This window comes from Pseudomonas sp. NMS19W (assembly GCF_051554255.1).
Classification (GTDB): Bacteria; Pseudomonadota; Gammaproteobacteria; order Pseudomonadales; family Pseudomonadaceae; genus Aquipseudomonas; species Aquipseudomonas kribbensis.
Genome location: NZ_CP136718.1, coordinates 5272389 through 5294966, shown reverse-complemented (window position 1 = coordinate 5294966; position 22578 = coordinate 5272389). Strand labels below are relative to the sequence as shown.

At 61.6% G+C, this 22578-nt stretch carries 18 protein-coding genes, 1 tRNA gene and 1 pseudogene; 7 read left to right on the top strand and 13 right to left on the bottom strand.

Going from position 1 to position 22578, the window contains the following annotated elements:
- Positions 1–110 precede the first annotated feature (110 nt).
- Together acpA and R1A29_RS24220 are read right to left on the bottom strand one after the other, a co-directional pair.
- Entirely contained in the window at positions 111–1811 is a 1701-nt protein-coding gene (acpA, locus tag R1A29_RS24225; RefSeq protein WP_438299788.1) for an acid phosphatase, read from the bottom strand.
- A 156-nt stretch (positions 1812–1967) separates the two neighbouring features.
- Entirely contained in the window at positions 1968–3386 is a 1419-nt protein-coding gene (locus R1A29_RS24220; RefSeq protein WP_085709272.1) for a short-chain fatty acid transporter, read from the bottom strand.
- A gap of 199 nt (positions 3387–3585) precedes the next feature.
- Between R1A29_RS24220 and R1A29_RS24215 the strand changes: the two genes are divergently transcribed.
- The gene (locus R1A29_RS24215) at positions 3586–4899 is read left to right on the top strand and encodes an MFS transporter (RefSeq protein ID WP_438299787.1); all 1314 of its coding nucleotides are present in this window, start codon (positions 3586–3588) and stop codon (positions 4897–4899) included.
- A 38-nt stretch (positions 4900–4937) separates the two neighbouring features.
- Here the strand turns inward: R1A29_RS24215 and R1A29_RS24210 are convergent, their stop codons facing one another.
- Positions 4938–6308 carry a GntT/GntP/DsdX family permease gene (locus R1A29_RS24210; RefSeq protein ID WP_438299786.1) on the bottom strand — a complete coding sequence of 457 codons (1371 nt, stop codon included), beginning with the start codon at positions 6306–6308 and terminating at the stop codon, positions 4938–4940.
- 239 nt (positions 6309–6547) lie between these two features.
- On the opposite strand from R1A29_RS24210, the pseudogene R1A29_RS24205 reads away from it, so the two are divergent.
- From R1A29_RS24205 to R1A29_RS24190, 4 genes and pseudogenes are all read left to right on the top strand, one after another.
- Positions 6548–7324, top strand: a pseudogene (locus R1A29_RS24205) (PAS domain-containing protein); the annotation flags it as partial.
- A gap of 108 nt (positions 7325–7432) precedes the next feature.
- A complete protein-coding gene (locus R1A29_RS24200; RefSeq protein WP_371320925.1) occupies positions 7433–7864 on the top strand; it encodes a methyl-accepting chemotaxis protein in 432 nt (143 codons plus the stop codon).
- A gap of 87 nt (positions 7865–7951) precedes the next feature.
- The gene (locus tag R1A29_RS24195) at positions 7952–8551 is read left to right on the top strand and encodes a flavin reductase family protein (protein WP_423204295.1); all 600 of its coding nucleotides are present in this window, start codon (positions 7952–7954) and stop codon (positions 8549–8551) included.
- A gap of 63 nt (positions 8552–8614) precedes the next feature.
- Positions 8615–9238 (top strand): LysE family translocator, encoded by a 624-nt coding sequence (locus R1A29_RS24190; protein WP_438299785.1) that lies wholly within the window; start codon positions 8615–8617, stop codon positions 9236–9238.
- Between the two features lie 199 nt (positions 9239–9437).
- On the opposite strand, the gene R1A29_RS24185 is transcribed toward R1A29_RS24190, so the two are convergent.
- The 3 genes from R1A29_RS24185 to ggt form a co-directional block, all read right to left on the bottom strand.
- Positions 9438–9809: a helix-turn-helix domain-containing protein gene (locus R1A29_RS24185; RefSeq protein WP_074692315.1), complete on the bottom strand. Its 372-nt coding sequence runs from the start codon at positions 9807–9809 to the stop codon at positions 9438–9440.
- Between the two features lie 3 nt (positions 9810–9812).
- Positions 9813–10115 carry a type II toxin-antitoxin system HigB family toxin gene (locus tag R1A29_RS24180; RefSeq protein ID WP_438299784.1) on the bottom strand — a complete coding sequence of 101 codons (303 nt, stop codon included), beginning with the start codon at positions 10113–10115 and terminating at the stop codon, positions 9813–9815.
- 264 nt (positions 10116–10379) lie between these two features.
- The gene (gene ggt / locus R1A29_RS24175; protein ID WP_438299783.1) at positions 10380–12212 is read right to left on the bottom strand and encodes a gamma-glutamyltransferase; all 1833 of its coding nucleotides are present in this window, start codon (positions 12210–12212) and stop codon (positions 10380–10382) included.
- 155 nt (positions 12213–12367) lie between these two features.
- Between ggt and R1A29_RS24170 the strand changes: the two genes are divergently transcribed.
- Positions 12368–13465: a DUF2817 domain-containing protein gene (locus R1A29_RS24170; RefSeq protein ID WP_438299782.1), complete on the top strand. Its 1098-nt coding sequence runs from the start codon at positions 12368–12370 to the stop codon at positions 13463–13465.
- Positions 13466–13552: 87 nt separating this feature from the next.
- Here R1A29_RS24170 and R1A29_RS24165 read toward each other — a convergent pair.
- The 6 genes from R1A29_RS24165 to R1A29_RS24140 all read right to left on the bottom strand — a co-directional run bounded on the left by R1A29_RS24165 (position 13553) and on the right by R1A29_RS24140 (position 19166).
- Positions 13553–13629 (bottom strand) — tRNA-Met (locus tag R1A29_RS24165).
- A gap of 86 nt (positions 13630–13715) precedes the next feature.
- Positions 13716–15170: an amidase gene (locus R1A29_RS24160; protein ID WP_438299781.1), complete on the bottom strand. Its 1455-nt coding sequence runs from the start codon at positions 15168–15170 to the stop codon at positions 13716–13718.
- Positions 15171–15231: 61 nt separating this feature from the next.
- Positions 15232–16278: an ABC transporter substrate-binding protein gene (locus R1A29_RS24155; protein ID WP_085709282.1), complete on the bottom strand. Its 1047-nt coding sequence runs from the start codon at positions 16276–16278 to the stop codon at positions 15232–15234.
- A gap of 27 nt (positions 16279–16305) precedes the next feature.
- Complete coding sequence (locus R1A29_RS24150; protein ID WP_438299780.1) at positions 16306–17112, bottom strand: ABC transporter permease; 807 nt, start codon at positions 17110–17112, stop codon at positions 16306–16308.
- Positions 17112–18032 carry an ABC transporter permease gene (locus tag R1A29_RS24145; RefSeq protein WP_438299779.1) on the bottom strand — a complete coding sequence of 307 codons (921 nt, stop codon included), beginning with the start codon at positions 18030–18032 and terminating at the stop codon, positions 17112–17114. The genes R1A29_RS24150 and R1A29_RS24145 overlap by 1 nt, the downstream gene beginning before the upstream one ends.
- A gap of 15 nt (positions 18033–18047) precedes the next feature.
- Complete coding sequence (locus tag R1A29_RS24140; RefSeq protein ID WP_438299778.1) at positions 18048–19166, bottom strand: ABC transporter ATP-binding protein; 1119 nt, start codon at positions 19164–19166, stop codon at positions 18048–18050.
- 226 nt (positions 19167–19392) lie between these two features.
- On the opposite strand from R1A29_RS24140, the gene R1A29_RS24135 reads away from it, so the two are divergent.
- Positions 19393–20295 carry a LysR substrate-binding domain-containing protein gene (locus tag R1A29_RS24135; protein ID WP_438299777.1) on the top strand — a complete coding sequence of 301 codons (903 nt, stop codon included), beginning with the start codon at positions 19393–19395 and terminating at the stop codon, positions 20293–20295.
- Here the strand turns inward: R1A29_RS24135 and R1A29_RS24130 are convergent.
- Positions 20288–22345, bottom strand: coding sequence for a methyl-accepting chemotaxis protein (locus R1A29_RS24130; protein WP_438299776.1), 2058 nt, complete (start codon positions 22343–22345; stop codon positions 20288–20290). The two genes, R1A29_RS24135 and R1A29_RS24130, sit on opposite strands and share 8 nt — an antisense overlap.
- Between the last annotated feature and the right edge of the window lie 233 nt (positions 22346–22578).

Below are 22578 nucleotides of genomic sequence, written 5' to 3'. Positions count from 1 at the left end.
CTTTTCAGCGTGGGTTCCCCGTTGCTCGGGTGCGCCACATATTGGATCAGCCGGGTGATGGCGAGAAGCCGTCAGCCGCAGTTTTTTGGGCCGTATCGCAGGACTCGTCCTCAGGCCTTGAAATGCAGGGCGTTGGTCAAGTCACCCATGGGTTTCTGGCCCCGGCCGGTCATCGCATCGTCACGCTGCTTGATCCCCGCCAGGGTCTCCAGCTGGAAGACGCGGGTGATCAGGCGCAGGATCGAAGCGGTGTCATAGACCGTGTGATCCACCGTGCCTTTGCGGGCAAACGGTGACACCACCAGCGCCGGCACCCGCGAACCCGGCCCCCAGCGATCGCCCTTGGGCGGTGCGACGTGATCCCACCAGCCGCCGTTTTCATCGACGGTCACGATCACCACCATGTTTTTCCATTGCGGACTTTCCCGCAGCACTTTCAGGGCGCGGACAATATGGCGATCGCCCGAAGCCACGTCGGCGTAACCGGCGTGCATGTTCAGGTTGCCCTGGGGCTTGTAGAAACTCACGGCCGGCAGCTTGCCCGCTTCGGCATCGGCGAAGAACTTGTTGGTGCTCGACTCATCGCCCAGACCGGCGTCGCGCAGGCGTTTGTTGCGCTCTTCGGGATGCTCCGGGCCTTGTTGCTGGAAGTAGTTGAACGGCTGGTGGTGATACTGGAAGTTGGGGATTTTCGGGATGCCGCCGGAATCCTTGAACTGATCCAGCGTCGCCTGCCAGGCACCGGCGTACCACGCCCAGTCGATGTTCTTCTTCGACAGCTTGTCGCCAATGTGCTCGTGGGTCTGGGGCACCATGACGTTCGGCAGATCGGCCTTGGAATACGCCGGACGCTCCGGGTCGCGAATCCACGTCGGCCAATAGGGCGGGGCGAGGGTGTTGACCCCGTAACCGTCCGGGGTCAGCGCGCTCGGGCCGAATTGTGGCGGGCCGGTCATGGCGCTGGCCGGGGATTGCTCCAGCGGCTTGAGGCGCGGGTCGGCCGGGTCATCGCTTTGCAGCGCGGCGATTTGGCTCTTGGCGACTGAGCTGGCGACATTCGGGTAGAACGGCGCGGTGGCGCTGATCAGGTATTGGTGGTTGAGGAACGAACCACCGAAGGCGCCCTGGAAGAAGTTGTCGCACAGCACGAATTCCTGGGCCACGTCCCACAGGCGCAGGGAATAGCGACTCTGGGCGTAGTGACCCATGGTCAGGCCTCCGGAATCGGCCCAGGCCACGAAGCCATCGTTCTTGCCGCCGTTGATCTGCATCTGGTTCTGATAGAACACGTGCCAAAGGTCGCGGGTTACCAGGCCAAGTGGCAGGTCCTCGGCATTCGGGCCTTTCAGAGCGAAAGGTGCGTTGGGCAGGTTTTCCTGAAACTGCACGGCGTTGGGGTAGGTCACGCCATCAAGGGTTTGCGGGCCGATCTGCAATACACCGCCCCAGGCTGGAGGCAGGGTTTGCAGCAGGCTGCCGTCGCGGTCGCGCTGCTGGTATTCCTCGGGCTTGAGTGCGGACAGCGGCTTCTCGACACCGGGGAAATCACCGAACAGGTTATTGAAGCTGCGGTTCTCGGCGTAGATCACCACGACGGTCTTCACCTGATCGCGCAGGGCCTTGTCCAGCTCGGCGGGCGTGAGCGGACGCTCCTCGGGTTTGCCCGGCTGATCACCGGCATTCCCGCACCCGGCCAGCGTGGCGCCCACACCCAGCACGGCGACACCGCCGAGAAAACGGCGGCGGCTGGTATCGGTGGGATTGTCGGATTCAGGCGAGGAAGGATCTTTGCCGTCGGTGTCGTCGTTCATGTAGAAGTCCGTTTATGCTTAATTGTTTCAGTATGTTTCGGGCGGACGCTAACAAGGGAATGTGACGGTTGGGTGACATTTCCAAGGCGCAGAAACAAATGAGGGAGCCAATACGCTAGCTCCCTCATGAGAATTACGCCTGAAGATGATTCCGCGTCATGGCATCACCGGCGGCGTATACGCCAATGTCGTCCCCAACGCCCACAGCAACAACAGCACCAGCGGCGTGTGCACCAGCAGTTGCACGAACGAGAAGCCGATCAGATCCCGCGCCTTCAATCCCAGCACGCCCAGCAGCGGCAGCATGTAGAACGGGTTGATCAGGTTCGGCAGGGCTTCGGCGGCGTTGTAGATCTGCACGGCCCAGCCCAGGTGGTATTTCAGGTCGGTGGCCACCTGCATCACGTACGGCGCCTCGATGATCCACTTGCCGCCCCCGGACGGAATGAAGAAACCGAGAATCGCCGAGTACACGCCCATCAGCAGCGCATAGGTGTCGTGGGAAGCGATGCTGACGAAAAAGGTCGAGATGTGATGGGCCAGGGTCTGAGCATCGGTGCCCTTGACCGTGGTCATCAGCGCGGCAATCGAGCCGTACAGCGGGAACTGGATCAGTACGCCGGTGGTGGTCGGCACCGCTCGCGCCACCGCATCGAGGAAGCTGCGCGGGCGCCAGTGCAGCAACGCGCCGAGCATGATGAACAGGAAATTGTAGGTGTTGAGCCCGGAAATCGCGGTGATCGCCGGTTTGGTCGAGAACTCGTGGAACAGCCATCCGGCCGCGAGCAGCACCAACACAATGATCAGCAGCGGGCTGTGCTCCAGCCATTCACCGGGCCGGGTGCGCGGTTGCAGCGGCGGCAGGTTGAAGGCCGGGTCGATGCCGCAGGCCTTGGCGTCACGCGCCGAGTTCGGGCCGGGCGCGGTGGCGTAGGCGATGATGATCGAGATCACCACCAGCGCCAGCAGCATCACGCCGGACTGCCAGAGAAAAATCGTCTGGGTGAATGGAATCACCCCGGTGATCGACAGAATCGACGGCGGCAGGCTGGCGGGGTTGGCCTGCAACTGCGCAGCGGACGACGACAGGCCCAACGCCCACACCGCACCAAGCCCCAGATAAGCAGCGGCACCGGCGGCGCGGTAATCCATTTTCAGATCGGTGCGGCGGGCGAGGGCGCGCACCAGCAGACCGCCGAATACCAGCGACAGGCCCCAGTTGAGCAGCGACGCGACCATCGAGATCAGCGCGACCCAGGCCACGGCGGAGCGGCCGTTCTTCGGGATTCGCGCCAGGCGATCGATCAGCTTCACGGCGGGCGGCGAGCTGGCGACCACGTAACCGCCGATCACCACGAAGGCCATCTGCATGGTGAAGGGGATCAGGCTCCAGAAGCCGTCACCGAAAGCCATGGCGGCGTCGGTGGGTTTGGCGCCCATGGCCAGGGTGGCCAGGGCCACGATGATCACGGCGAGTGCGGCGAACACCCAGGAGTCGGGAAACCAGCGTTCGGCAAAACTGGAGCAGCGCAAGGCAAAGCGCGCAGAGCGGCTATCTTCGATATCAACGGCCACGGGAGTACCTCGGATTTTTATGTTTATTGTGGTCTTCGGGGCTTGGCCGGCCCGTCTGGACAGGTGCCAACAGTAAATCAACCGGCGGATTTATGTGACCGTGTTTCGCTGAATCAGACTATGGTCTAACGGGTTGTCGATCGGCCCGTTTGCGTAGACCATGGGCGCCTTGGTTTTTTGCCTGCCAGAGTTCTTTGCCATGACTGCCCATTCCACTGCCCGACCGGCGCCGTTCAGCCGTTCCGACTACAAGACCCTCGGCCTTGCGGCCCTGGGCGGGGCGCTGGAGATCTACGATTTCATCATTTTCGTGTTCTTCGCCCTGACCCTCAGCCAGTTGTTCTTCCCGCCGGAAATGCCCGAGTGGCTGCGCCTGCTGCAAAGCTTCGGGATCTTTGTCACGGGCTATCTGGCACGGCCGCTGGGCGGGATCCTGATGGCGCATTTCGCCGACCGGCTGGGGCGCAAGAAAGTCTTCAGCCTGAGCATCCTGATGATGGCGCTGCCGTGCCTGCTGATCGGAATCATGCCGACCTACGCCCAGATCGGTTATTTCGCGCCGCTGTTGCTGCTGGCGCTGCGCATCCTGCAGGGCGCGGCGGTTGGCGGTGAAGTGCCGAGCGCCTGGGTATTCGTCGCCGAGCACGCGCCGGTCGCGCATCGCGGTTACGCATTGGGCTTTCTGCAGGCCGGGCTGACCTTCGGTTACCTGATCGGCGCATTGACCGCGACGTTTCTCGCACAGGTGTTTACCCCGGAGGAAATCCTCGATTACGCCTGGCGTTATCCGTTCCTGCTCGGCGGCGTGTTCGGCGTGATCGGCGTGTACCTGCGCCGCTGGCTGAGCGAAACCCCGGTGTTCATGGCCATGGAAGCGCAGCGTGAGGCGCGGGTCGAACTGCCGTTGCGCACAGTCTTGCGCGAGCATCGTCTGGCGATGCTGCCGGCCATGCTGTTGACGTGCGTACTGACTTCGGCGGTGGTGGTGTTCGTGGTCATCACCCCGACCATGATGCAGAAGACCTTCGGCATGACCGCCGGCCATACCTTTGCATTGAGTGCGCTGGGCATCGTGTTCCTGAACATTGGCTGCGTGATTGCCGGGTTGCTGGTCGATCGCCTCGGCGCCTGGCGCACGGTCATGCTTTATAGCCTGCTGCTGCCATTGGGCATCGGCGTGCTTTACAGCTGTTTGATCATGGGCGGCGATTGGGTGGGACTGGCGTACGCCATCGCCGGCCTGGCCTGCGGTGTGGTCGGCGCCGTGCCTTCGGTGATGGTCGGTCTGTTCCCCGCGCGTATCCGGGTATCCGGCATTTCCTTCACCTACAACATTGCCTACGCCGCATGGGCAAGCATCACACCGCTGCTGCTGATCGGTCTGATGCCGTGGAGCCCATGGATCTGTGTGATGTTCTGTGCGGTGATGGGCGTGGTCGGCATCGTCAGCGCGGCGTACTTCGGTGTGCGCATGCCCGGGGGCGGGCGCCGTTCGGTGGCGCCCTGTTCCTGAGGGCTGGTTGACGGCCTCGGCGAAAACTCGCGGCGCCGTCACGTCAACCAGTGCCACCACAGCAAGGTCCCCACCAGACCCACCACCGAGACGATGGATTGCAGGACCGACCAGACCCAGATCGTCTGTTTCAGTTGCAGGCCGAAGTACTCGCGAACCATCCAGAAGCCGGCGTCGTTCACGTGGCAGAAGAACACTGACCCGGCGCCAATCGCCAGCGCCACCAGCGAACTTTGCGTCGCGGCGAGGCCCGCCATCATCGGCGCCAGAATCCCTGCCGTCGTCGTGGTGGCCACCGTCGCCGAGCCAGTGGCCTGACGCAGTGCCACAGCAATCAGCCAGGCCAGCAGCAGATACGGCATGTGCGCGCCTTCGGCGACTTTGCTGATGGTCTGGCTGACACCGGCATCCAACAGAGTCTGCTTCAAGCCGCCACCGGCACCGATGGTCAGCAACAGCACGGCAATTGGCGCGAGGCTTTTGCGCAGGGTGCCGCCGACGTGTTCACGCGGCATGCCGTTGGCCCAGCCGAGGCAGATCACCGCCGCCATGACGGCAATGCCCAACGCCACCAAGGGTTCTCCGAGAAACTTCAGGGTCAGGGCGAGGCCGCTTTCCGGGCTCATCGCAACTTTCGCCAGCGTGCTGCCGAGCATCAGCAACACCGGCAACAGAATGATCAGCAGCGACATGCCGAAACTCGGCTGGCGCGGCGCTTTCGGCGGGGCACTGAACAGCGCGCCAAGTTCCGCCGGCTCATCAACGTGCATGCGTTTCGACAGCCAGTTGCCGTAGATCGGTCCGGCCAGGATCACCGCCGGGATGGCGATGCTGAAGCCCAGCAACATCGTCAGCCCAAGGTCGGCATGCAATGCGCTGACCGCGATCAACGGTCCGGGATGCGGCGGCATCAGGGCATGCAGCGTGGTCATGCCGGCCAGCGCCGGAATCGCGATTTTCAACAGCGGCTGACCGGAACGGCGGGCCATGACGAAGATGATCGGAACCATCATCACCAGCCCCACTTCGAAGAACAGCGGCAGGCCGATCACCATCGCCACCAGCGCCATGACCCACGGCAGGGACTTGCCTTTGCCCAGCCCGAGCAAGGTCGACGCAATGCGGTCGGCTGCGCCGGATTCGGCCATCAGCGCACCCAGCATCGAGCCCAGCGCGATGATGATCCCCGCCTCACCGAGAATCGCCCCGGCACCTTTGCTGAATGCCTTTGCCACGTCCTCTGGCGGTAAACCCGCGCCGACGCCGGCAATGAACGTACCGATCAGGATCGATAGAAAGGGCGGTAGCTTGCTGGCGCTGATCAACACGATAATCGTCGCAATCGCCAGCAGGCAGCAGAGAATCAGGCGGGTGTCGTGAACCATCCAGGCAGCGGTCGATAAATCCAAAACGGCACTCCTTATCGGGCGGATACCTGCAACATATTGTTGCAATTTGGCTTGAGAATACCTGATATGGCCGGGCCAGAGCGCCGGGTTTTGTATCCGTTCTGCGAGGACGGATAAGACCAATGGCCAATTGAGATTATTTTTGACTGGCCGGTCTCGATCGCTCTTCAGAAAAGATTTCCAAGGCCGATGGTTAGGGCTGCAACCCCGCTTTCCATCCAGTCCATCGGTGCTTTCCCATGTTCAACAAACGCCTCAAGCAAGAGCTGGCGGCTCTTCGTGAAGAACTCTCCAGCCTTCTGCAAGTGAAGGAGAGCCTGGAAAGCGAGATGCTGGTGCTGACCCTTGAGCCCGACGGGCGGATTCAATCGGTCAACCAGAACTTCCTCAATGAAATGCTCTACAAGAGCCACGACCTGATCGGCCGCGCCATCGAAGACATCGTGCCGGCTCATGTGAAGTCCGACGAATTTCATCACCGCTTCCGGGCCGCACTGAGCCGGGGCGAGCACTTCGCCGGCGCCGTGCGCCTGTCACGCGGCAATGGCGAAGAGGCGTGGTTGCGTTCGATCGTCCAGCCGGTCCGCTCTTCGGACGGGCGGATCAAGCACTTTTCGATTTTCTCCAGCGACCTGACCCGCACCATCGAAGCCTCTCGCGAACACGAGAACCTGATCGGCGCGCTGGTGCGTTCGACGGCCGTGATCGAGTTCGACCTCAACGGTAACGTGCTGAGCGCCAACGACCGGTTCCTTCAGGGCATGGGTTACAGCCTGGCGCAGATCAAGGGCAAACATCACCGCATGTTCTGTGACTCGGGCGAGGCCAACAGCGCCGAGTACCAGAACTTCTGGCGCCGTCTGAACAACGGTGAGTTCGTCGCCGGTCGCTTCAAGCGGATCGACGCTCATGGTCGCGAAGTCTGGCTGGAGGCGTCCTACAACCCGGTGCTCGACGCCAACGAAAAACTCTACAAAGTGGTGAAGTTCGCCACCGTGATCACCGATCAGGTCAATCAGGAACAAGCCGTCGCCGAGGCTGCGAACATCGCTTACAGCACATCCTTGCAGACCGACAGCACTGCCCAGCGCGGGACCCGTGTAGTCACCGAAGCGGTCAATGTGATGCGCGACCTGTCGCGGCACATGCAGACCGCCGGTGAAGGCATCGAGGCGCTGAACGAGCAATCCCAGGTGATCGGTACCATCGTCAAGACCATCAGCGGTATTGCCGAGCAGACCAACCTGCTGGCGCTCAACGCCGCCATTGAAGCCGCCCGTGCAGGCGAGCAGGGCCGTGGTTTTGCGGTGGTGGCCGACGAAGTACGGCAGCTGGCCTCGCGCACCAGCCAGGCGACCGAGGAAATCGTCGGCGTGGTCCGTCAGAACCAGGACATGGCGCGCAATGCCGTGGCGCTGATGACCGACGGCAAGCTTCAGGCCGAGCAAGGGCTGGCGCTGGCGGCGGAGGCGGGCACGGTGATCGTCGAGATCCAGGATGGCGCGCAGAAAGTCGTGGACGCGGTCGGCCAGTTCGCCAACCAGCTATCCAACTGATGCTTGTCAGGCGAAGGGATTGTCCATGGCAATCCCTTCGCTGTTTTTATCCCGCTACAATCGGCTCTTTTTCCCGGAGCAGATCCCATGAGCGAATCCTTCCGTCGCCCGGTTCCCCTGAACAAAGCCTACCGTTTGCTCAACCACGGGCCGACCGTGCTGGTCAGTGCCGCTCACGACGGGCAGCGCAATATCATGGCTGCGGCCTGGGCCATGCCGCTGGATTTCGAACCGCCGAAAGTCGCGGTGGTCCTCGATAAATCCACCTGGACCCGGCAACTGCTCGAGGCCTCGGGCACCTTTGTCCTCAACGTCCCTTGCGTGAATCAGGCTGACATCGTGCAGACCGTCGGTTCGACCTCGGGCCTGGAAATCAATCGTGAACAAGGGCAGGACAAGTTCCAGGCCTATGGCTTGCAAACCTTCTCTGGCGAGCAGGTCGAGGCACCGATGCTCGACGGTTGCGTAGCGTGGCTCGAATGCCGGCTGCTGCCGGAGCCGCGCAATCACGAACAGTACGATCTGTTCCTGGCCGAGGTGATCGCGGCCCAGGCTGATTCGCGAGTGTTCAGCGATGGACGCTGGCACTTCGAAGGGCATGACGGCTTGCGCACGCTGCACCATGTGGCCGGCGGGCATTTCCTGACAATTGGCGATCCGGTGGATGGCAAGACGCTATCGGTCTGATGACAAAACAACGCTGGATGTTGCAAGGTAGCGGCATTGTCTAATCCATCAGGCGTCTGCTCCATGTTTTCCAGTTACCTTGCTCCCCTGTTGTCGCTGGCGCTGTTGTGGACCGTTGCCGTGGTGACGCCCGGCCCGAACTTTTTCAACATCGCGCAACTGGCCGTCAGCCGCTCCCGACGTCATGGCGTGGTCGCGGCGCTCGGCGTGGCGAGCGGAACGGTGTTATGGGGGCTGGCCGGTGGCCTGGGCATCCAGTCGCTGTTCAGTGCGGCGCCGGCGCTTTATCTGAGTTTCAAGATTGCCGGTGGCTGCTACCTGATCTATCTCGGACTCAAGCAATTCAGGCGCAAAGCCCCTGTCGCCCAAGGAGCACCTGACGCTTCGGAGCAAACGTTGCTCGGTGCCTATGGGCGAGGTTTTCTGGGCAACATGACCAACCCCAAATCGGCACTGTTCGTGGCGACGATCTTCGCTACCGCCATGCCGGCCCATGTGCCCCCGATGCTGCTGGCGCTGGCGGTGCTGACCATGGCAACGCTGTCCTTCAGTTGGTATTGCAGTGTGGCGCTGTTCTTCGCCAGCCGACGGATTGCCGGGGTTTACGAGCGGTCGCGGACATGGCTGGATCGGTTGGCGGGAAGTTGCTATCTGCTGTTCGGTGCGCATCTGGTGGCTAATCGCTGACTGGAAATCAGAGGGTGGATGACGCTTGTTTCGCTGTCATCAAATGCTCGACGGAGCGTGAATTCTGACCATCGGAATGCTCGGCCGAACGGATTCATGGACATACAAAAAAGGCTTACCTTTCGGTAAGCCTTTTTCAGTTGGCTGGGAAACTCAGGGTAGGCAGTACATGTTGAGGTGCCTGCATGGCTGTTTTTTATCAGACTGATTTCATGGGTTTGATCAGACTTTCCGCCGGAATACCGAACAACTCGTGAAGTTTCCAGATCATGGGTAGCGTCAGAGCACGTTTGCCATTCAGTACCTCATAAACGCGATTTGTCCGGCCAATTGCAGGAGCGAGATCGGCTGCCGACAGCCCGGACTGCTCCATCCGAAACCTTATGGCATCAATCGGGTTGGGCAGGTCAAGTGGGAAGTGCCTGGCCTCATAGGCCTCGATAAGGGTGATCATGATGTCGAAGTAATCACCTTCAGGCGTGCCGGGTTCTGGCTCATTCTCGAAAAGAGCGGACACGTCTTTGAGTGCCGCACGGTAGTCTTCTTCGGTATGAATCGGACGTATGTTCATGGGTTACTCCATTTCGACGGTATCAGCGTCGATTGCGTCGTACTGTTTGTGAGTTCCGACAAATTTTATGTACACCGCACCGAAGCGGTATGCCACGGCGACTATCAGGCGATAGGAATTGCCTTTGATATTGAATACAACTCTTCGGCTTTTCAGAATGCTGGCGCAAGCAAACTGTAACTTGATATCCACAGGTGTTTTCCAGCTTGCCTTTCTTGCTTCGTCTATCCATGCCAGCAATGGCTGCTCTGCTTCCGGATATTGTTCCCAAAAGACTTTTAGCTGACTGATGGCGATGATTCTCATGGCGTGATCCTAGTCCCGCAGTGGGACTGCTGCAAGTCTGTCGGTGGATTCTGGACAAATGGTTGGTGTCAATTGATGACTTTTACCGATGCTGTCGGGAGTGGAGGGAAAGGGGGCGTGAGTGAATTTACAGGGTGAAGACTCTATCCCGGACAGCATTTTTCCGGTGTAGGAAAAGGCAATGTGATTTAGCCGAATCGGATTCATGGACATACAAAAAAAGGCTTACCTCTCGGTAAGCCTTTTCAGTTGGCGGAAGGGGTTTCAGTCCCCCACCGCCACCCCTTCACGCCGAGGATCCGCTCCACCGGCCAACGTTGCCTTCCCCTGCGCATCCTTGACCCGCACGATGGCCTGGGTGCCGCTGGTCATGTCGATTTCACTCACTGCGTGGCCCTTGTCCTTGAGTGCCTGAATCAATCCGGGGGTGAACTGACCCTGTTCCAGTTCCGTCGGCCCGTTGCGGCTGCCGAAGTTGGGCAGGCTGATGGCGCTTTGCGGGTCGAGGTTCCAGTCGAGCAGGCCGACGGTGGTTTTGGCCACGTATTCGATGATCTGCGAGCCGCCCGGAGAGCCGACGGTGGCGACGAACTCACCGCTGTTGCGGTCGAAGATCAGGGTCGGTGCCATCGACGAGCGCGGACGTTTGCCGGGCTCGACGCGGTTGGCGACTTTCTGTCCGTTTTCTTCGGGGATGAACGAGAAGTCGGTCATCTGGTTGTTGAGCAAGAAGCCCTGAACCATCAGGTGCGAGCCGAATGCCGCTTCGATGGTGGTGGTCATCGACACCGCGCCACCGAAGTCATCCACGGCCACCACTTGCGACGTGGAGATGCGCAGCGGCGAGCGGTCCGGCGCGTAGGCGACCTGCACGCCCGGAGGTGTGCCGGGTTTGGCGGTGCCCATGCTGCGTTCGCCGATCAGGCTGGCGCGGCTGGCCAGATAACCCGGGTCCACCAGTCCCTTGACCGGCACCGGTACGAAGTCGGTATCGGCCACGTATTGCGCGCGGTCGGCGTAGGCCAGGCGTTCGGCTTCAGCGATCAGGTGCACGGCTTGCGGCGCGGGTTCGAGGCCGGCCGGTTTATCGGTTTTCACAGGTTTGAGTGGTGTCAGGGACAGGCGCGGATCGCGGGTCTCCAGGGCCTGCAAAGTGCCGAGGATTTGCGCCACTGCAATCCCGCCCGATGATGGCGGCGGCATCCCGCAAACCTGCCAGCGCTTGTAGTCGGTGCACAGTGGCGCGCGTTCCCTGGCCTGATAGTGCTGAAGGTCGTTCAGCGAAAGGCTGCCGGGGTTGGCGTGACCCTGAACCTTGGCCACGATCTCTTCGGCGATCGGGCCTTTGTACAGCGCGTCTGCACCTTCGGTGGCGATACGCTTGAGCACAGCGGCCAAGGCAGGATTTTGCAGGCGTGTGCCGATGGCTTTGACGCTGCCGTCGCTGTTGAGGAAATACCTGGCCATGTCTGGTGAGCGGCGCACCACAGGGTCGGATTCCAGCAGCGAATGCAGGCGAGGCGAGATCGCAAAGCCCTGTTCCGCCAGTTTGATCGCCGGCTCGAATAACGTCGCCCACGGCAAGCGGCCATGCTGTTTGTGCGCCAGTTCCAGCGCCCGCATCACACCCGGTGTACCAACGGAGCGTCCGCCGATCTGCGCCTGCGGAAAAGGCATCGGTTTTCCATCGGCCTGGAGGAACAGCTTTTCGGTTGCACCGGCTGGTGCTGTTTCGCGACCGTCGTAGGTGCGCACCTGTTTGCCATCCCACAGCACGATCATCGCGCCGCCACCGATCCCGGAGGATTGCGGCTCGACGAGGGTCAGCACGGCTTGCATCGCAATGGCCGCATCGATGGCCGATCCACCTTTACGCAACATCTCGCGACCGGCCTCGGCAGCCAGCGGATTCGCAGCAGCGGCCATATGTTTATCGGCGTGACTGGCTTGCAGGCCTGTGCGGTAACCGGAGGCGGCTTCCGGCGCCAGCGGCAGGGTCGAGGAAGGTGGTGCATTGCAGGCGGCGAGGGTGATGGTGCTGACGATCAACGTCAGGGCCGGCAGGCGAAAGCGTCTCAGGGGCTGGGCTGGAAACACGCGGGGCTCTCCGTCCGTGGGATAAAAGTCTGATGGACTGTATCGGCCGACCGTGCAGGACGCAAACCGTCGGTATGTTTGTCCTTCATGCCTTGGCGAATTTTCTGTAGGGTCACTGGCAAACGTGAAGCCAGAACAATCAACAAGAGGCCACCATGCACAGCGAGTTTCCGACTCACTCCAGCTACCGCCAGCAGCGCGAACAGTTTCTTGCAGTCGCCACCGCGGCCGGTGCAACGCTCACCTCCTACGCCCATCCGCGTTGCGGACCGTTCGGCGAGCCGTTGAGCACCGATGTGGCGGTGCTGGGGGATCCGCAAGCCAGACGGCGTCTGGTGGCGCTCAGCGGCACCCACGGGGTGGAGGGCTATTACGGTTCGGAATGTCAGGTCGACTGGCTGAAGCATTTCACGCCGGGTTCGCTGCCGAAGGACGTCGCGGTGGTGATGATTCACCTGATCAACCCGTGGGGCACTGCATGGCTGAGACGGGTCAACGAAGACAACATCGACCTCAACCGCAATCATCTGGATTTCAACCGGCCCCTGCCGGACAACCAGGCCTACGCCGCGCTGCATGAGATCTACGCCTGCGCCGATTTGAACGGTCCCGAGCGACAGCGCGCCGATGCCTTGCTCGATGCGCAGATCGCCGAACACGGTTGGCCGGCGGTGATGTCGATTGTCGAAGGCGGTCAGCACAGCCATCCCGACGGACTGTTCTTCGGAGGCTTTGCCCCGAGCTGGTCGAATCGCACGCTGCATCAGATCATCGAGAATCATCTGGCCGGCGCTGAAACCGTGATGTGTTTCGACCTGCACACCGGCGCCGGCGAGTATGGCCATCCGATGCTGCTGACGATTACTCAGGCACCGTATCCGGCGCTGGCCCAGGCGCAATCGATCTATGCCCCGTGGCTCTACACCTTGCACACGGGAGCCGAAGCGCTGAGTGAAACCGGTGTCGCGGCAACCGCTACCGGTTATACCTCGCAGGCGTTGCTTAACGCGCTGCCGAAGGTGCAACTGATGCCGTTCGTGATCGAGTGCGGGACTTATCCTGGGCCGGACGTACATCGTCACTTGCGCGACGATCACTGGCTGCATCTGCACGGCGATCCGCTGGATGCGACGGGGCGGGACATCAAATTGAAACTGCTGGAGCAGTTCTATCCGGCGGATCCGGACTGGCGGGCAATGGTCGGTTTACGCACGCGACAGATCTGGGCGAAAGGGCTGGCGGCACTGGCCTGATAAAAGAAAATGCCGGCTGATGATGGCCGGCACTTTTCTCGGGGCATAAAAAAACGGCCTACCTTTCGGTAAGCCGTTTTTAGTACTTGGTGGCTACACAGGGACTTGAACCCCGGACCCCAGCATTATGAATGCTATGCTCTAACCAACTGAGCTATGTAGCCAAGTGGCGCGCATTATTCCCCTGAAATGGAAAAGCGTCAAGCGTAAATTTCAAAATTTTTTCTACGCTTTCAACCGTTTATCAAAATCAGGCGTTCAACAGTGGCGAAGGGCAGCGCTGGAACCAGCGACTGGCCTGCTCATACGCGTGCGCCAGTTGCAGAACGGCGAAGTCTGCCTGATGCCGGCCGATGATCTGCAGCCCCATCGGCAACCCCCGGGCATTGAAGCCGGCCTGGACGTTCGCCACCGGGCAACCGGATAACGTGCCGGGAATCACCACCTCCATCCAGCGATGATAAGTGTCCATGTTCACGCCCTCGATCGTGGTCGGCCACGGCTGCGACTTGTCGAACGGGAAGACCTGCGCGCTGGGCAGCAGCAGATAGTCGTACTGTTCGAACAAGCGTGAGATCGCCCGGTACCAGTCACTGCGCACCACCGAGGCGGCGAACACTTCGCTGGCCGAGAGCTTCAGACCGTTTTCCACTTCCCAGCAGGCTTCCGGTTTCAGCAGCGCCCGTTTCTGCGGATCGGCGTACGCCGCGCCCAGGGAGCCGGCGACCATCCAGTGGCGCAAGGTGCGCCAGCTGCTCCACAGGTTTTCGGGGGCAAATTCCGGACGCACCGACTCGATATGGCAACCCAGGCTTTCAAAGTCGGCGAAAGTCTTTTCACACAACGCGAGGATGCCGTTCTCCATGGGCAGGTACCCGTTGAAGTCGCCGAGCCAGCCGATCCGGGTGCCGGTGAAGTCGCGCTCCAGCGGTGCGGTAAAGACCTCTCCGGATTCACGGATCGACAACGGCGCCCGCGCATCGCCGCCGGCCTGCACCGACAGCAGCATCGCGGCATCGCGCACACTGCGCGCCATGGGCCCTTCATAGCCGAGTTGATCGAAAAACAGATCGGCACTGTCGTCGAACGGTACGCGTCCCTGAGACGGGCGGAAGCCGAAGATGTTGTTGAACGCTGCCGGGTTGCGCAGCGAGCCCATCATGTCGCTGCCATCGGCCACCGGCACCAGATGCATCGCCAGCGCCGCCGCTGCGCCGCCACTGCTGCCGCCTGCGGTCTTGCTCGGGTCAAAGGCGCAACCGGTGGCCCCGAACAACGGGTTGTAGCTCTGCGAACCGAGGCCGAATTCCGGGGTGTTGGTCTTGCCGATGATGATCGCGCCGGCAGCCTTGATCCGCTCGACCATGATGCCGTCACGCTCGGGTATGTAGTTTTTGAACAGCGGTGAGCCCAGCGTGGTACGAATGCCGCAGGTCAGCGACAGATCCTTGATGGCGTGGGGCAGGCCGTGCATCCAGCCCCGGTATTGGCCCCGGCTCAGTTCGGCGTCCCGTGTGTCGGCCTGGGTCAGCAGAGCTTCCGGCGCCTGCAGGCTGATCAATGCATTGACTGCCGGGTTGAACCGTTCGATGTGGGCAAGATAGGTCTGCATCACTTCGCGGCAGGAAACCTGGCGCAGGCGGATGCGCTCGGCGAGCTCGATGGCCGGCAACAGGACCAGTTCGCTGATGTTATTGGAGTTCATGACGACGGCGCCCTTCAGACGGCTGGAAAAACGCCCCGGCCTCGTGCCGGGGCGGTAGAAATCAACGCATCAGGTTGGTCCACAGACGATCGGCCAGACGGATCGCGCCTTCACCGCAGGTCTTGCTGAACACCACGTGGGTGCCCTCGGGAATATGCAATTCCGGTGCATCCTTGAGGTTCGCATCGAGGAACGGTTCGACGCCTTTGATCGGGCTCTGATGCTTGAGGAAGTTCTGGGTCATCGCCGAGTTCTCCGGCTGACTGAGAAACGCGATGAACGCCTTGGCATTCGCCGGGTTCTTGCTGCCGGCGGGGATGACCATGTTGTCGACCCAGGCCAGCACCCCTTCTTTCGGGTACAGGTATTTCAGGCTCGGTTTCATCTCGCGGGCGCGCATTGACGAACCGCCCCAGAACATCGACATGTCGATTTCACCCGAGGCGAGGTTCTCGCGGATCGAGCCGGCCTTGGAACTGTAGGTTTTGACGAATGGCTTCTGTGCCTTGAGCAGCGTGAGGATCTGCTGCATCTGTTTCGGGTCCTCGCTGCACAGCGGAATGTTCAGGTACAGGCTGGCCATGTCGACCATATCGCTGACCGAATCGAACATGTTGATCCGCCCCTGCAACTCGGCCGGCGGCTCATAAAGCACCTTGTAACTGTCGGCCGGGCCTTTGTAGCGGCCGCTGTCGAGCACCACGCTGGTGGTGCCCCAGATGAACGGCACCGAATAGGCGCCTTCCGGGTCCCAGCTCGGTTTTTTCAGGTTGTCGACCACACTGGCGTAGTACGGCTCCTTGACCGGATCAAAGCGCTCCAGCAGGTTTTCCTTGATCAGGATCGGAATGAACTGGTGCGAGGGAATCGCCACGTCGTAACCGGCGCCCCCCTGTTTCAGTTTGGCCAGCAGCGTCTCGTTGGAGTCGTAGGAGTCGACGGTGACTTCGATGCCGGTCTGCTTCTGGAACTTGGCGAGAATCTCCGGTGAAAAGTAACCGCTCCAGCTCACCACGTTGAGTTTTTCGGCGGCCTGAACACTCCCGGCCATGACCAGCGGCACAGTCAGAAACAACGAAGTACCGACGCTTTTTATCCACTTGCTCATGCTATTTCCCCACGGTTCTTGGAAGGTTCAGGCGTTCTTTTTGCCCAGCAGGTAAGAGAGGCTGACAAACAGCACCGAGACGCCCAGGATCAGGGTCGAGACGGCGTTGACGTCGGGTGTCACGCCCATGCGCAACAGGCCGAAGATGAAGATCGGCAGCGTTGTGGCGCCGGCCTGGGAGACCATCATCGAGATCACGAAGTTATCCAGCGAGACGATGAAGGCCAGCATCAGCCCCGAGAAAATCCCCGGCATCAGCAACGGCAGGGTGACCTTGCGGAAGGTCCGCCACGGCCCGGCATACAGGTCGGCGGAGGCTTGTTCCAGCGACAGATCCATGTCGTTCAGCCGGGCGCGGATCGGCAGGTAGGCAAACGGAATGCAGAACACCGTATGGGCGATGATCAGATTGCCGTAGCCGAGCGACAGGCCGATGGTGGAGAACAGCGCGAGCGTGGCGACGCCGACGACGATTTCCGGCAGCACCAGCGGCAGCATGATCGCGCCCATCGACAGTTGCAGGCCCTTGAACTTCGCACCCCGCGAGGTGCCGAGGGCCGCAAGGGTGGCAATCGCCGTGGCGACCATGCTGGCGCACACCGCGATCAGCAGACTGTTGCCGGCCGCCTGGCGCAGCGCCTGATTGGCGAACGCGGCGCGATACCAGTCGAGGCTGAAACCGGTCCACACCGTAGCCGACTGGTTGGCGTTGAACGAGAACACCACCAGCACCACGATCGGCGCGTAGAGGTACAGGTAGAACAGGAAACTGAAACCGCCGAATCCGGGGAAATCCTGGACGCCCAGTCCCTTGCGTTTGAACAGACCGATCATCACACACCTCCTTTGGCGATGCGCTGGCGTTCGGCGCGCAAGGCATAGACCGTCAGCACCAGCATCACCGCCGCCATCAGCACCAGCGACAACGCTGCGCCGAACGGCCAGTTACGGGCGTCGCTGAACTGCCGGAAGATCAGGTTGCCGAGCATCATCCGTGTGCCGCCCCCGAGCAGTTCCGGGGCGATCATCGCGCCCAGGCACGGCACGAAGGTGAGAATGGCGCCGGCGAGAATTCCCGGTCTGGCGATCGGCAGCACCACTTTTCGCAAGGTGCGCAGACGCCCGGCATACAGGTCCTGAGCGGCCTCGAGCAGGCGGATATCCATTTTTTCCAGCGTGGCGTAGATCGGCAGAACCACGAAGGGCGCATAGGTATAAACCAGCCCCAGCAGCACGGCGCCGTCGGTGTACAGCAACTGCAGCGGCTCATGGATGACGCCCAGGCCCATCAGACTGTTGTTGATCACCCCGGTGTTACGCAGCAGCAGAATCCACGCGTAAGTGCGGATCAGCAGGTTGGCCCAGAACGGCACGGTGATCAGGAAGATCAACAGGCCGCGCCGATGCGCTGGCTGCATGGCCAGCCACACCGCCACCGGAAAACCGATCAGCAGCGTGATGACGGTGGTCAGGCCGGCAATTCCGACCGAGCGCAGGGCGATGATCAGGTAGGAGTCGGCGAAGGCCAGGCTGTCGTCCATTTGCCGTTCGAACAGCAGTGAGGTGTAGGCGTCGCTGCTGAACACCTTGTTGACCCCGCCGTAGGGGTTGGCTTCCATCAGCGAATAACCGATGACGATCAGGATCGGCACCACCAGAAACAGGGCGATGGCGATCAGCGCCGGGCTGACACCGAGGAAGCTCTGGAACGCCCGTCGGCGTTCAAGCGTGTTGGTTATCGGTAAGGCGTGCATGACAACTCCTCGGACTCAATCGTGCAGGACGCTGGCGCTTCCCCGGTCGAACAGCAGACCGGCCTGGCTGCCCACGGCGAAACGCAGGCTCTGATCGACGCAGTTGGGCGTGCGCACGGTGAGGCGCGAACCGTCGCCGAGGCTGACCTGGTATTGCAGGTCGGTGCCCAAATAAATCTGCGCTTCGACCCGGCACGGCAGCGCCGCCTCCGTGTTGGCAGGCACCAGGTGCAGGCGCTCGGGGCGCACGGACAGCGTCACGCTGGCACCCGGTTGCACGTCGTTGCACGGTTGCGCCGGCAGCGGATGACCGGCCGGCCCGGCGAACCACGCCATGCCGTCCTCGACCCGAGTGACGCTGGCCTGAATGAAGTTGGTTTCGCCGATGAAGTCGGCCACGAAGCGATTGCGTGGCCGTTCGTAGATGTCCTCCGGGCGACCGACTTGCTGTACTTCACCTTCGGAGAGCACGGCGATGCGGTCGGACATGGTCAGCGCTTCTTCCTGGTCGTGGGTGACGAAGATGAAGGTGATGCCGGTCCTGGCCTGGATGGTTTTCAGCTCTTCGCGCATGGCCTGGCGCAGCTTGAGATCAAGTGCCGACAGCGGCTCGTCGAGTAACAGGACCTTGGGATGCGGCGCCAGAGCGCGGGCGAGGGCGACGCGCTGCTGCTGGCCACCGGAGAGTTGCGCCGGTTTGCGATGGGCGAAGCGCTCCATCTGTACCAGCGCAAGCATCTCGCGGACACGCTCGGCGATCTGCGCCTTGTTCAGGACCTTGCCCATCGGGTGCGATTCAAGGCCGAAGGCCAGGTTTTCGGCGATGGTCATGTGCGGGAACAGTGCGTAGTGCTGGAACACCGTGTTGACCGGGCGCTGAAACGGCGGGCGCTCGGCGATGTTTTCGCCGTAGAGCAGGATCTCGCCCTGGGTCGGAAACTCGAACCCGGCAATCATCCGCAGCAGCGTGGTCTTGCCGCAGCCGGAGGGCCCGAGAAGGGTGAAGAATTCGTTGTCGCGGATATCCAGATCGATGTTTTTCAACGCCACCGGACCGGTGGACGGATCGCCGTAGACCTTGCGCACCGAGCGGATCGACACCGCCAGCGTTTGCAGCGAATGCAGGGCATTCATGCGTTACCTCCGATTCCCCCATCGCCTGCGATTGCGCTGTTGGTCAGCGAATCTGTCGGGCCATGGATATTATTTTTCTGGGCAGGATCGAGATTGCGTACGGGGTGAAACCAGCTGTTTTGTTGTTCTGCTGTGGCTCGATTATCGGCGAGGGGTTGCGCGGGGCGAAACTTCAATTTAAACATGGCAGGTGTTAGTTAATTTAATACCGACAGGTGCCAGGAACATGCCCGACCAGCGTTTGCCACCACTCAATGCAGTGCGTGCGTTCGATGCCGCTGCCCGCCTGGGCAGCTATGTCGAGGCGTCGAAAGCCCTGCATGTGACTCAGCCGGCGATTGGCCGGCATGTGAAGCTGCTGGAGGACTGGCTGGGCATTCAGCTGTTCGAACGCACGTCACGCGGGGTCAACCTGACGCCGGCCGGTGAGAAGTACCACCGCAAGATCGCGACCGCCCTGCAATTGATCATCGAGGCCGGCAAGGAGGCACGTCCCAAAGAGGCCGAGCGCTGGCTGCGGATCATGGTGGTGCCGGGCTTTGCCAAGCGCTGGCTGATGCCGCGCATCGAGGCCATGCGTCACCTGCGTCCGGGGTTGAAGTTTGCCATCGAACCGAATTCGACCTTCACCGAAGTGGATGGCAAAAGCGCCGATCTCGGCATCGTCTACGGCCTCGACGGGCAGTACGCGGACTCCCGTGAAGCGTTGATCTGTCCACGAGTGTTTCCGATCTGCACCCCGCAATATCTGGCGAGCATCGAGCCGCTCGGCGGCCCGGCCGATCTGGTCCGGCACGAGTTGATCCACGTCGATGACGGCGAGTGGTGGAACCTGTGGTTCGCCGCCCATGACCTCGATATTCACCTCAATTCCGACATGCTCTACGTCAACAACGATCACGCGTTATCGGTGGCCGAGAGCGGGCAGGGCATTGCGTTGGCCAATGAGGTGCTGGTCCGCGAAGAGCTCAGGTCCGGCAAACTGGTGCGCGCAGTGGATGCTCAGGTGAAGCTGGAAAGTTATCGGGTGCTGACGCCGTCCGCCGAGCTGTCGGCGGATGCGGCGTGGTTCGTTCAATGGCTCAAGTCCGAACTGGAAAAGGACTTCCCTGAAGCGCTGATCAACTGAGCCGGAAGCGTGCGGTATTGTCGCTCAAGGCCTTGCTGCCCTGGCTCAAGGTGTCTGCCGCCAGGTTGACTGCCCGCGCGCCGTCGAGCAGGCGAACCGCTGCCTGATCGACCTGCTGGATATTGCCGCTGACCTCATCGGCGGTGCTGGCCTGTTCTTCCACCGCCGTCGCAATCTGTGCGAGGGTGTCGGTGACGCTCTGTACGGCACTGGCGATTTCCCCCAGACGTTCGCCGAGCCCGGTGACGGCTTCGGCATCCGATTGCGCCTGGCCGCAGGCCGCCTCCATCAGGCTCACCGCTTCATTGACGGTATTACGCAGGCTGTCGACCGTCCCAGCAATCTGCGCGGTGGACGATTGCGTACGCTGCGAGAGGCTGCGCACCTCGTCGGCCACCACGGCAAAACCGCGACCCTGCTCACCGGCGCGAGCGGCTTCGATGGCGGCGTTCAGCGCCAGCAGGTTGGTCTGCTCGGCAACACCGCGAATGGTGTCGACCACCAGTTGAATCTGCTGACCTTGCTCGCTGACCCGGCCCAGCGCTGCTGCCGTTTCGTTCAGACGCTGATTGAGCTGTTGAATGCTCGCGGTGGTGCGTTGACTGTCGCGGCTGCTGTCGGTGGCGATGCGTCGGGTCTGCTGGGCGCTGCCGGAGGCCTGTTCGCAACTCTGCGCCACACCCTGGGACGTGGCCGCCAATTGCGTGGCCGCGGCGGCGATCTGGCTGATCTGCAATTGCTGGGCTTCGACTTCGCTGAGTGCGCCGCTGGAGTGATCGTTGAGGCTGCGCACGGCGTGGCTCAGTTGCGAGGTTTCGTGATCGACGCCCAGCAGGCTGGTGCGCAATTGCACCACAGCCACGTTGAGTGCGGTGCTGATCGAGGCCAGCTCATCGCGACCCACGACAGGCACTTGCAGGCTCAGATTACCGTCGCGCAACGCTTCGGCGAGTACCGTGATGCCGCTGGCGCTGCGACGGATCGAAGCCTGCAGGCAGACGAACAGGTAGAGCGCCGCGAGCAACAGGCAACCGAACACCGCCGCGACCACGATGAACTGACGGATCGCCGAACCGTGGTAATCGTCCAGTCGCTGATCCAGCGCCACCAGTGATTGCTGGCGCAGCGTGGCGAGATTGCCGAGCAGGGCATCGAGGCTGCGCTCGAAGTCTTCCGGTTTGAGATTGATGCTGCCGCCGAACACACCGTCATCCAGCACCTTCAAACCGGCATCCAGTTGTTTGAGGCTGTCGTGGTATTGCCCGGCCCAGCCTTGCAAGTCGTTCGGCAGCCGCGCTTCCAGAAGGCTCGCTGTTTTAACAAGCTGCTCGCGGGCATCACCGATGCGGCTGCGCAGGTCACGCAGTTGCAGGCGACTTTGCAGGGTGAACTGACCGGAGACTACGGATGCTTGGCCGACCGCCGCGAGTCGACCGACCCGTTCGATCAGGTCCGGTGCATGTTGAGTGGAAATCTGTGTCAGCAGATAGGTTTCCAGCCACGGCGCGAGGATCAGCCGATTGTCCATCGCGATCTGTTCGCGCAACGCTTGCAGGGCGCTGAGGGCGTTGGTGAAGCGATCGTAACCGTCCGGCCACCAGCCGACGCCGGCCAGGCTCTTGGAGTCCAGACCGTCGAGCGCGGTTTGCAGGGCTTGATAGCGGGCCAGGGTTTCACCTTCGGCGGCTTCGGCTTGCAAGGCATTGCCCAGATCCACTGTGGCTTGAGCGACGGCAGGTTGGACGGCATCGAATGCAGCCATGGCCGCGAGGGTGGCGGGCGTCGGCTGGCGGTTGGTTTCCGTGGCACGCCAGCGAGCTGCGCGGTCGCGCTGAGCGGCGAGCAGGTTGTCGAGCGCATCGAGGGCAAGCAACTGCCGCACGCCGGCACGTTCGCCGGAAATCAGGTTGAGCTTGACGCGATAGTCCTGGCCGATCATCAACAGGCTGCCGGCCAACGGCAGGATGAACAGCAGAAACAACAACTGGAATTTACGCGCGAAGCCAAACCGCCCCAGCAATTTGATCCCCGGTAACAAGAAAGCCTGCATGCCCCATGACTCCTCTGGACACCACGCACCATTGGCGTGCGTCGCGCTCTTTGCGAGCGCGATCCGTGCCCTGCTAAAAGGCTTCGAAAGTCCACTCTCGCCCGCTCTGTAGGCAGACTCTGTAGCAGAACTTCCCATTCTCGATCCCCTTTGTAAGGGGGCCGCGTTCAAGCGAAGAAGCAAGGCAAGAATCAGACCATGGCTTTGCGCTATCACTTTTACTGCGATGGATG

Bases quoted from the DNA above. Each gene is read 5' to 3' on its own strand.
- R1A29_RS24190 (WP_438299785.1), top strand. From the start codon at position 8,615: ATGTTTTCCAGTTACCTTGCTCCCCTGTTGTCGCTGGCGCTGTTGTGG.
- R1A29_RS24155 (WP_085709282.1), bottom strand. From the start codon at position 16,278: ATGAGCAAGTGGATAAAAAGCGTCGGTACTTCGTTGTTTCTGACTGTG.
- R1A29_RS24145 (WP_438299779.1), bottom strand. From the start codon at position 18,032: ATGCACGCCTTACCGATAACCAACACGCTTGAACGCCGACGGGCGTTC.
- R1A29_RS24185 (WP_074692315.1), bottom strand. From the start codon at position 9,809: ATGAACATACGTCCGATTCATACCGAAGAAGACTACCGTGCGGCACTC.
- R1A29_RS24170 (WP_438299782.1), top strand. From the start codon at position 12,368: ATGCACAGCGAGTTTCCGACTCACTCCAGCTACCGCCAGCAGCGCGAA.
- R1A29_RS24160 (WP_438299781.1), bottom strand. From the start codon at position 15,170: ATGAACTCCAATAACATCAGCGAACTGGTCCTGTTGCCGGCCATCGAG.
- R1A29_RS24130 (WP_438299776.1), bottom strand. From the start codon at position 22,345: ATGCAGGCTTTCTTGTTACCGGGGATCAAATTGCTGGGGCGGTTTGGC.
- R1A29_RS24135 (WP_438299777.1), top strand. From the start codon at position 19,393: ATGCCCGACCAGCGTTTGCCACCACTCAATGCAGTGCGTGCGTTCGAT.
- R1A29_RS24200 (WP_371320925.1), top strand. From the start codon at position 7,433: ATGCGCGACCTGTCGCGGCACATGCAGACCGCCGGTGAAGGCATCGAG.
- R1A29_RS24195 (WP_423204295.1), top strand. From the start codon at position 7,952: ATGAGCGAATCCTTCCGTCGCCCGGTTCCCCTGAACAAAGCCTACCGT.
- R1A29_RS24140 (WP_438299778.1), bottom strand. From the start codon at position 19,166: ATGAATGCCCTGCATTCGCTGCAAACGCTGGCGGTGTCGATCCGCTCG.
- R1A29_RS24180 (WP_438299784.1), bottom strand. From the start codon at position 10,115: ATGAGAATCATCGCCATCAGTCAGCTAAAAGTCTTTTGGGAACAATAT.
- R1A29_RS24215 (WP_438299787.1), top strand. From the start codon at position 3,586: ATGACTGCCCATTCCACTGCCCGACCGGCGCCGTTCAGCCGTTCCGAC.
- acpA (WP_438299788.1), bottom strand. From the start codon at position 1,811: ATGAACGACGACACCGACGGCAAAGATCCTTCCTCGCCTGAATCCGAC.
- R1A29_RS24150 (WP_438299780.1), bottom strand. From the start codon at position 17,112: ATGATCGGTCTGTTCAAACGCAAGGGACTGGGCGTCCAGGATTTCCCC.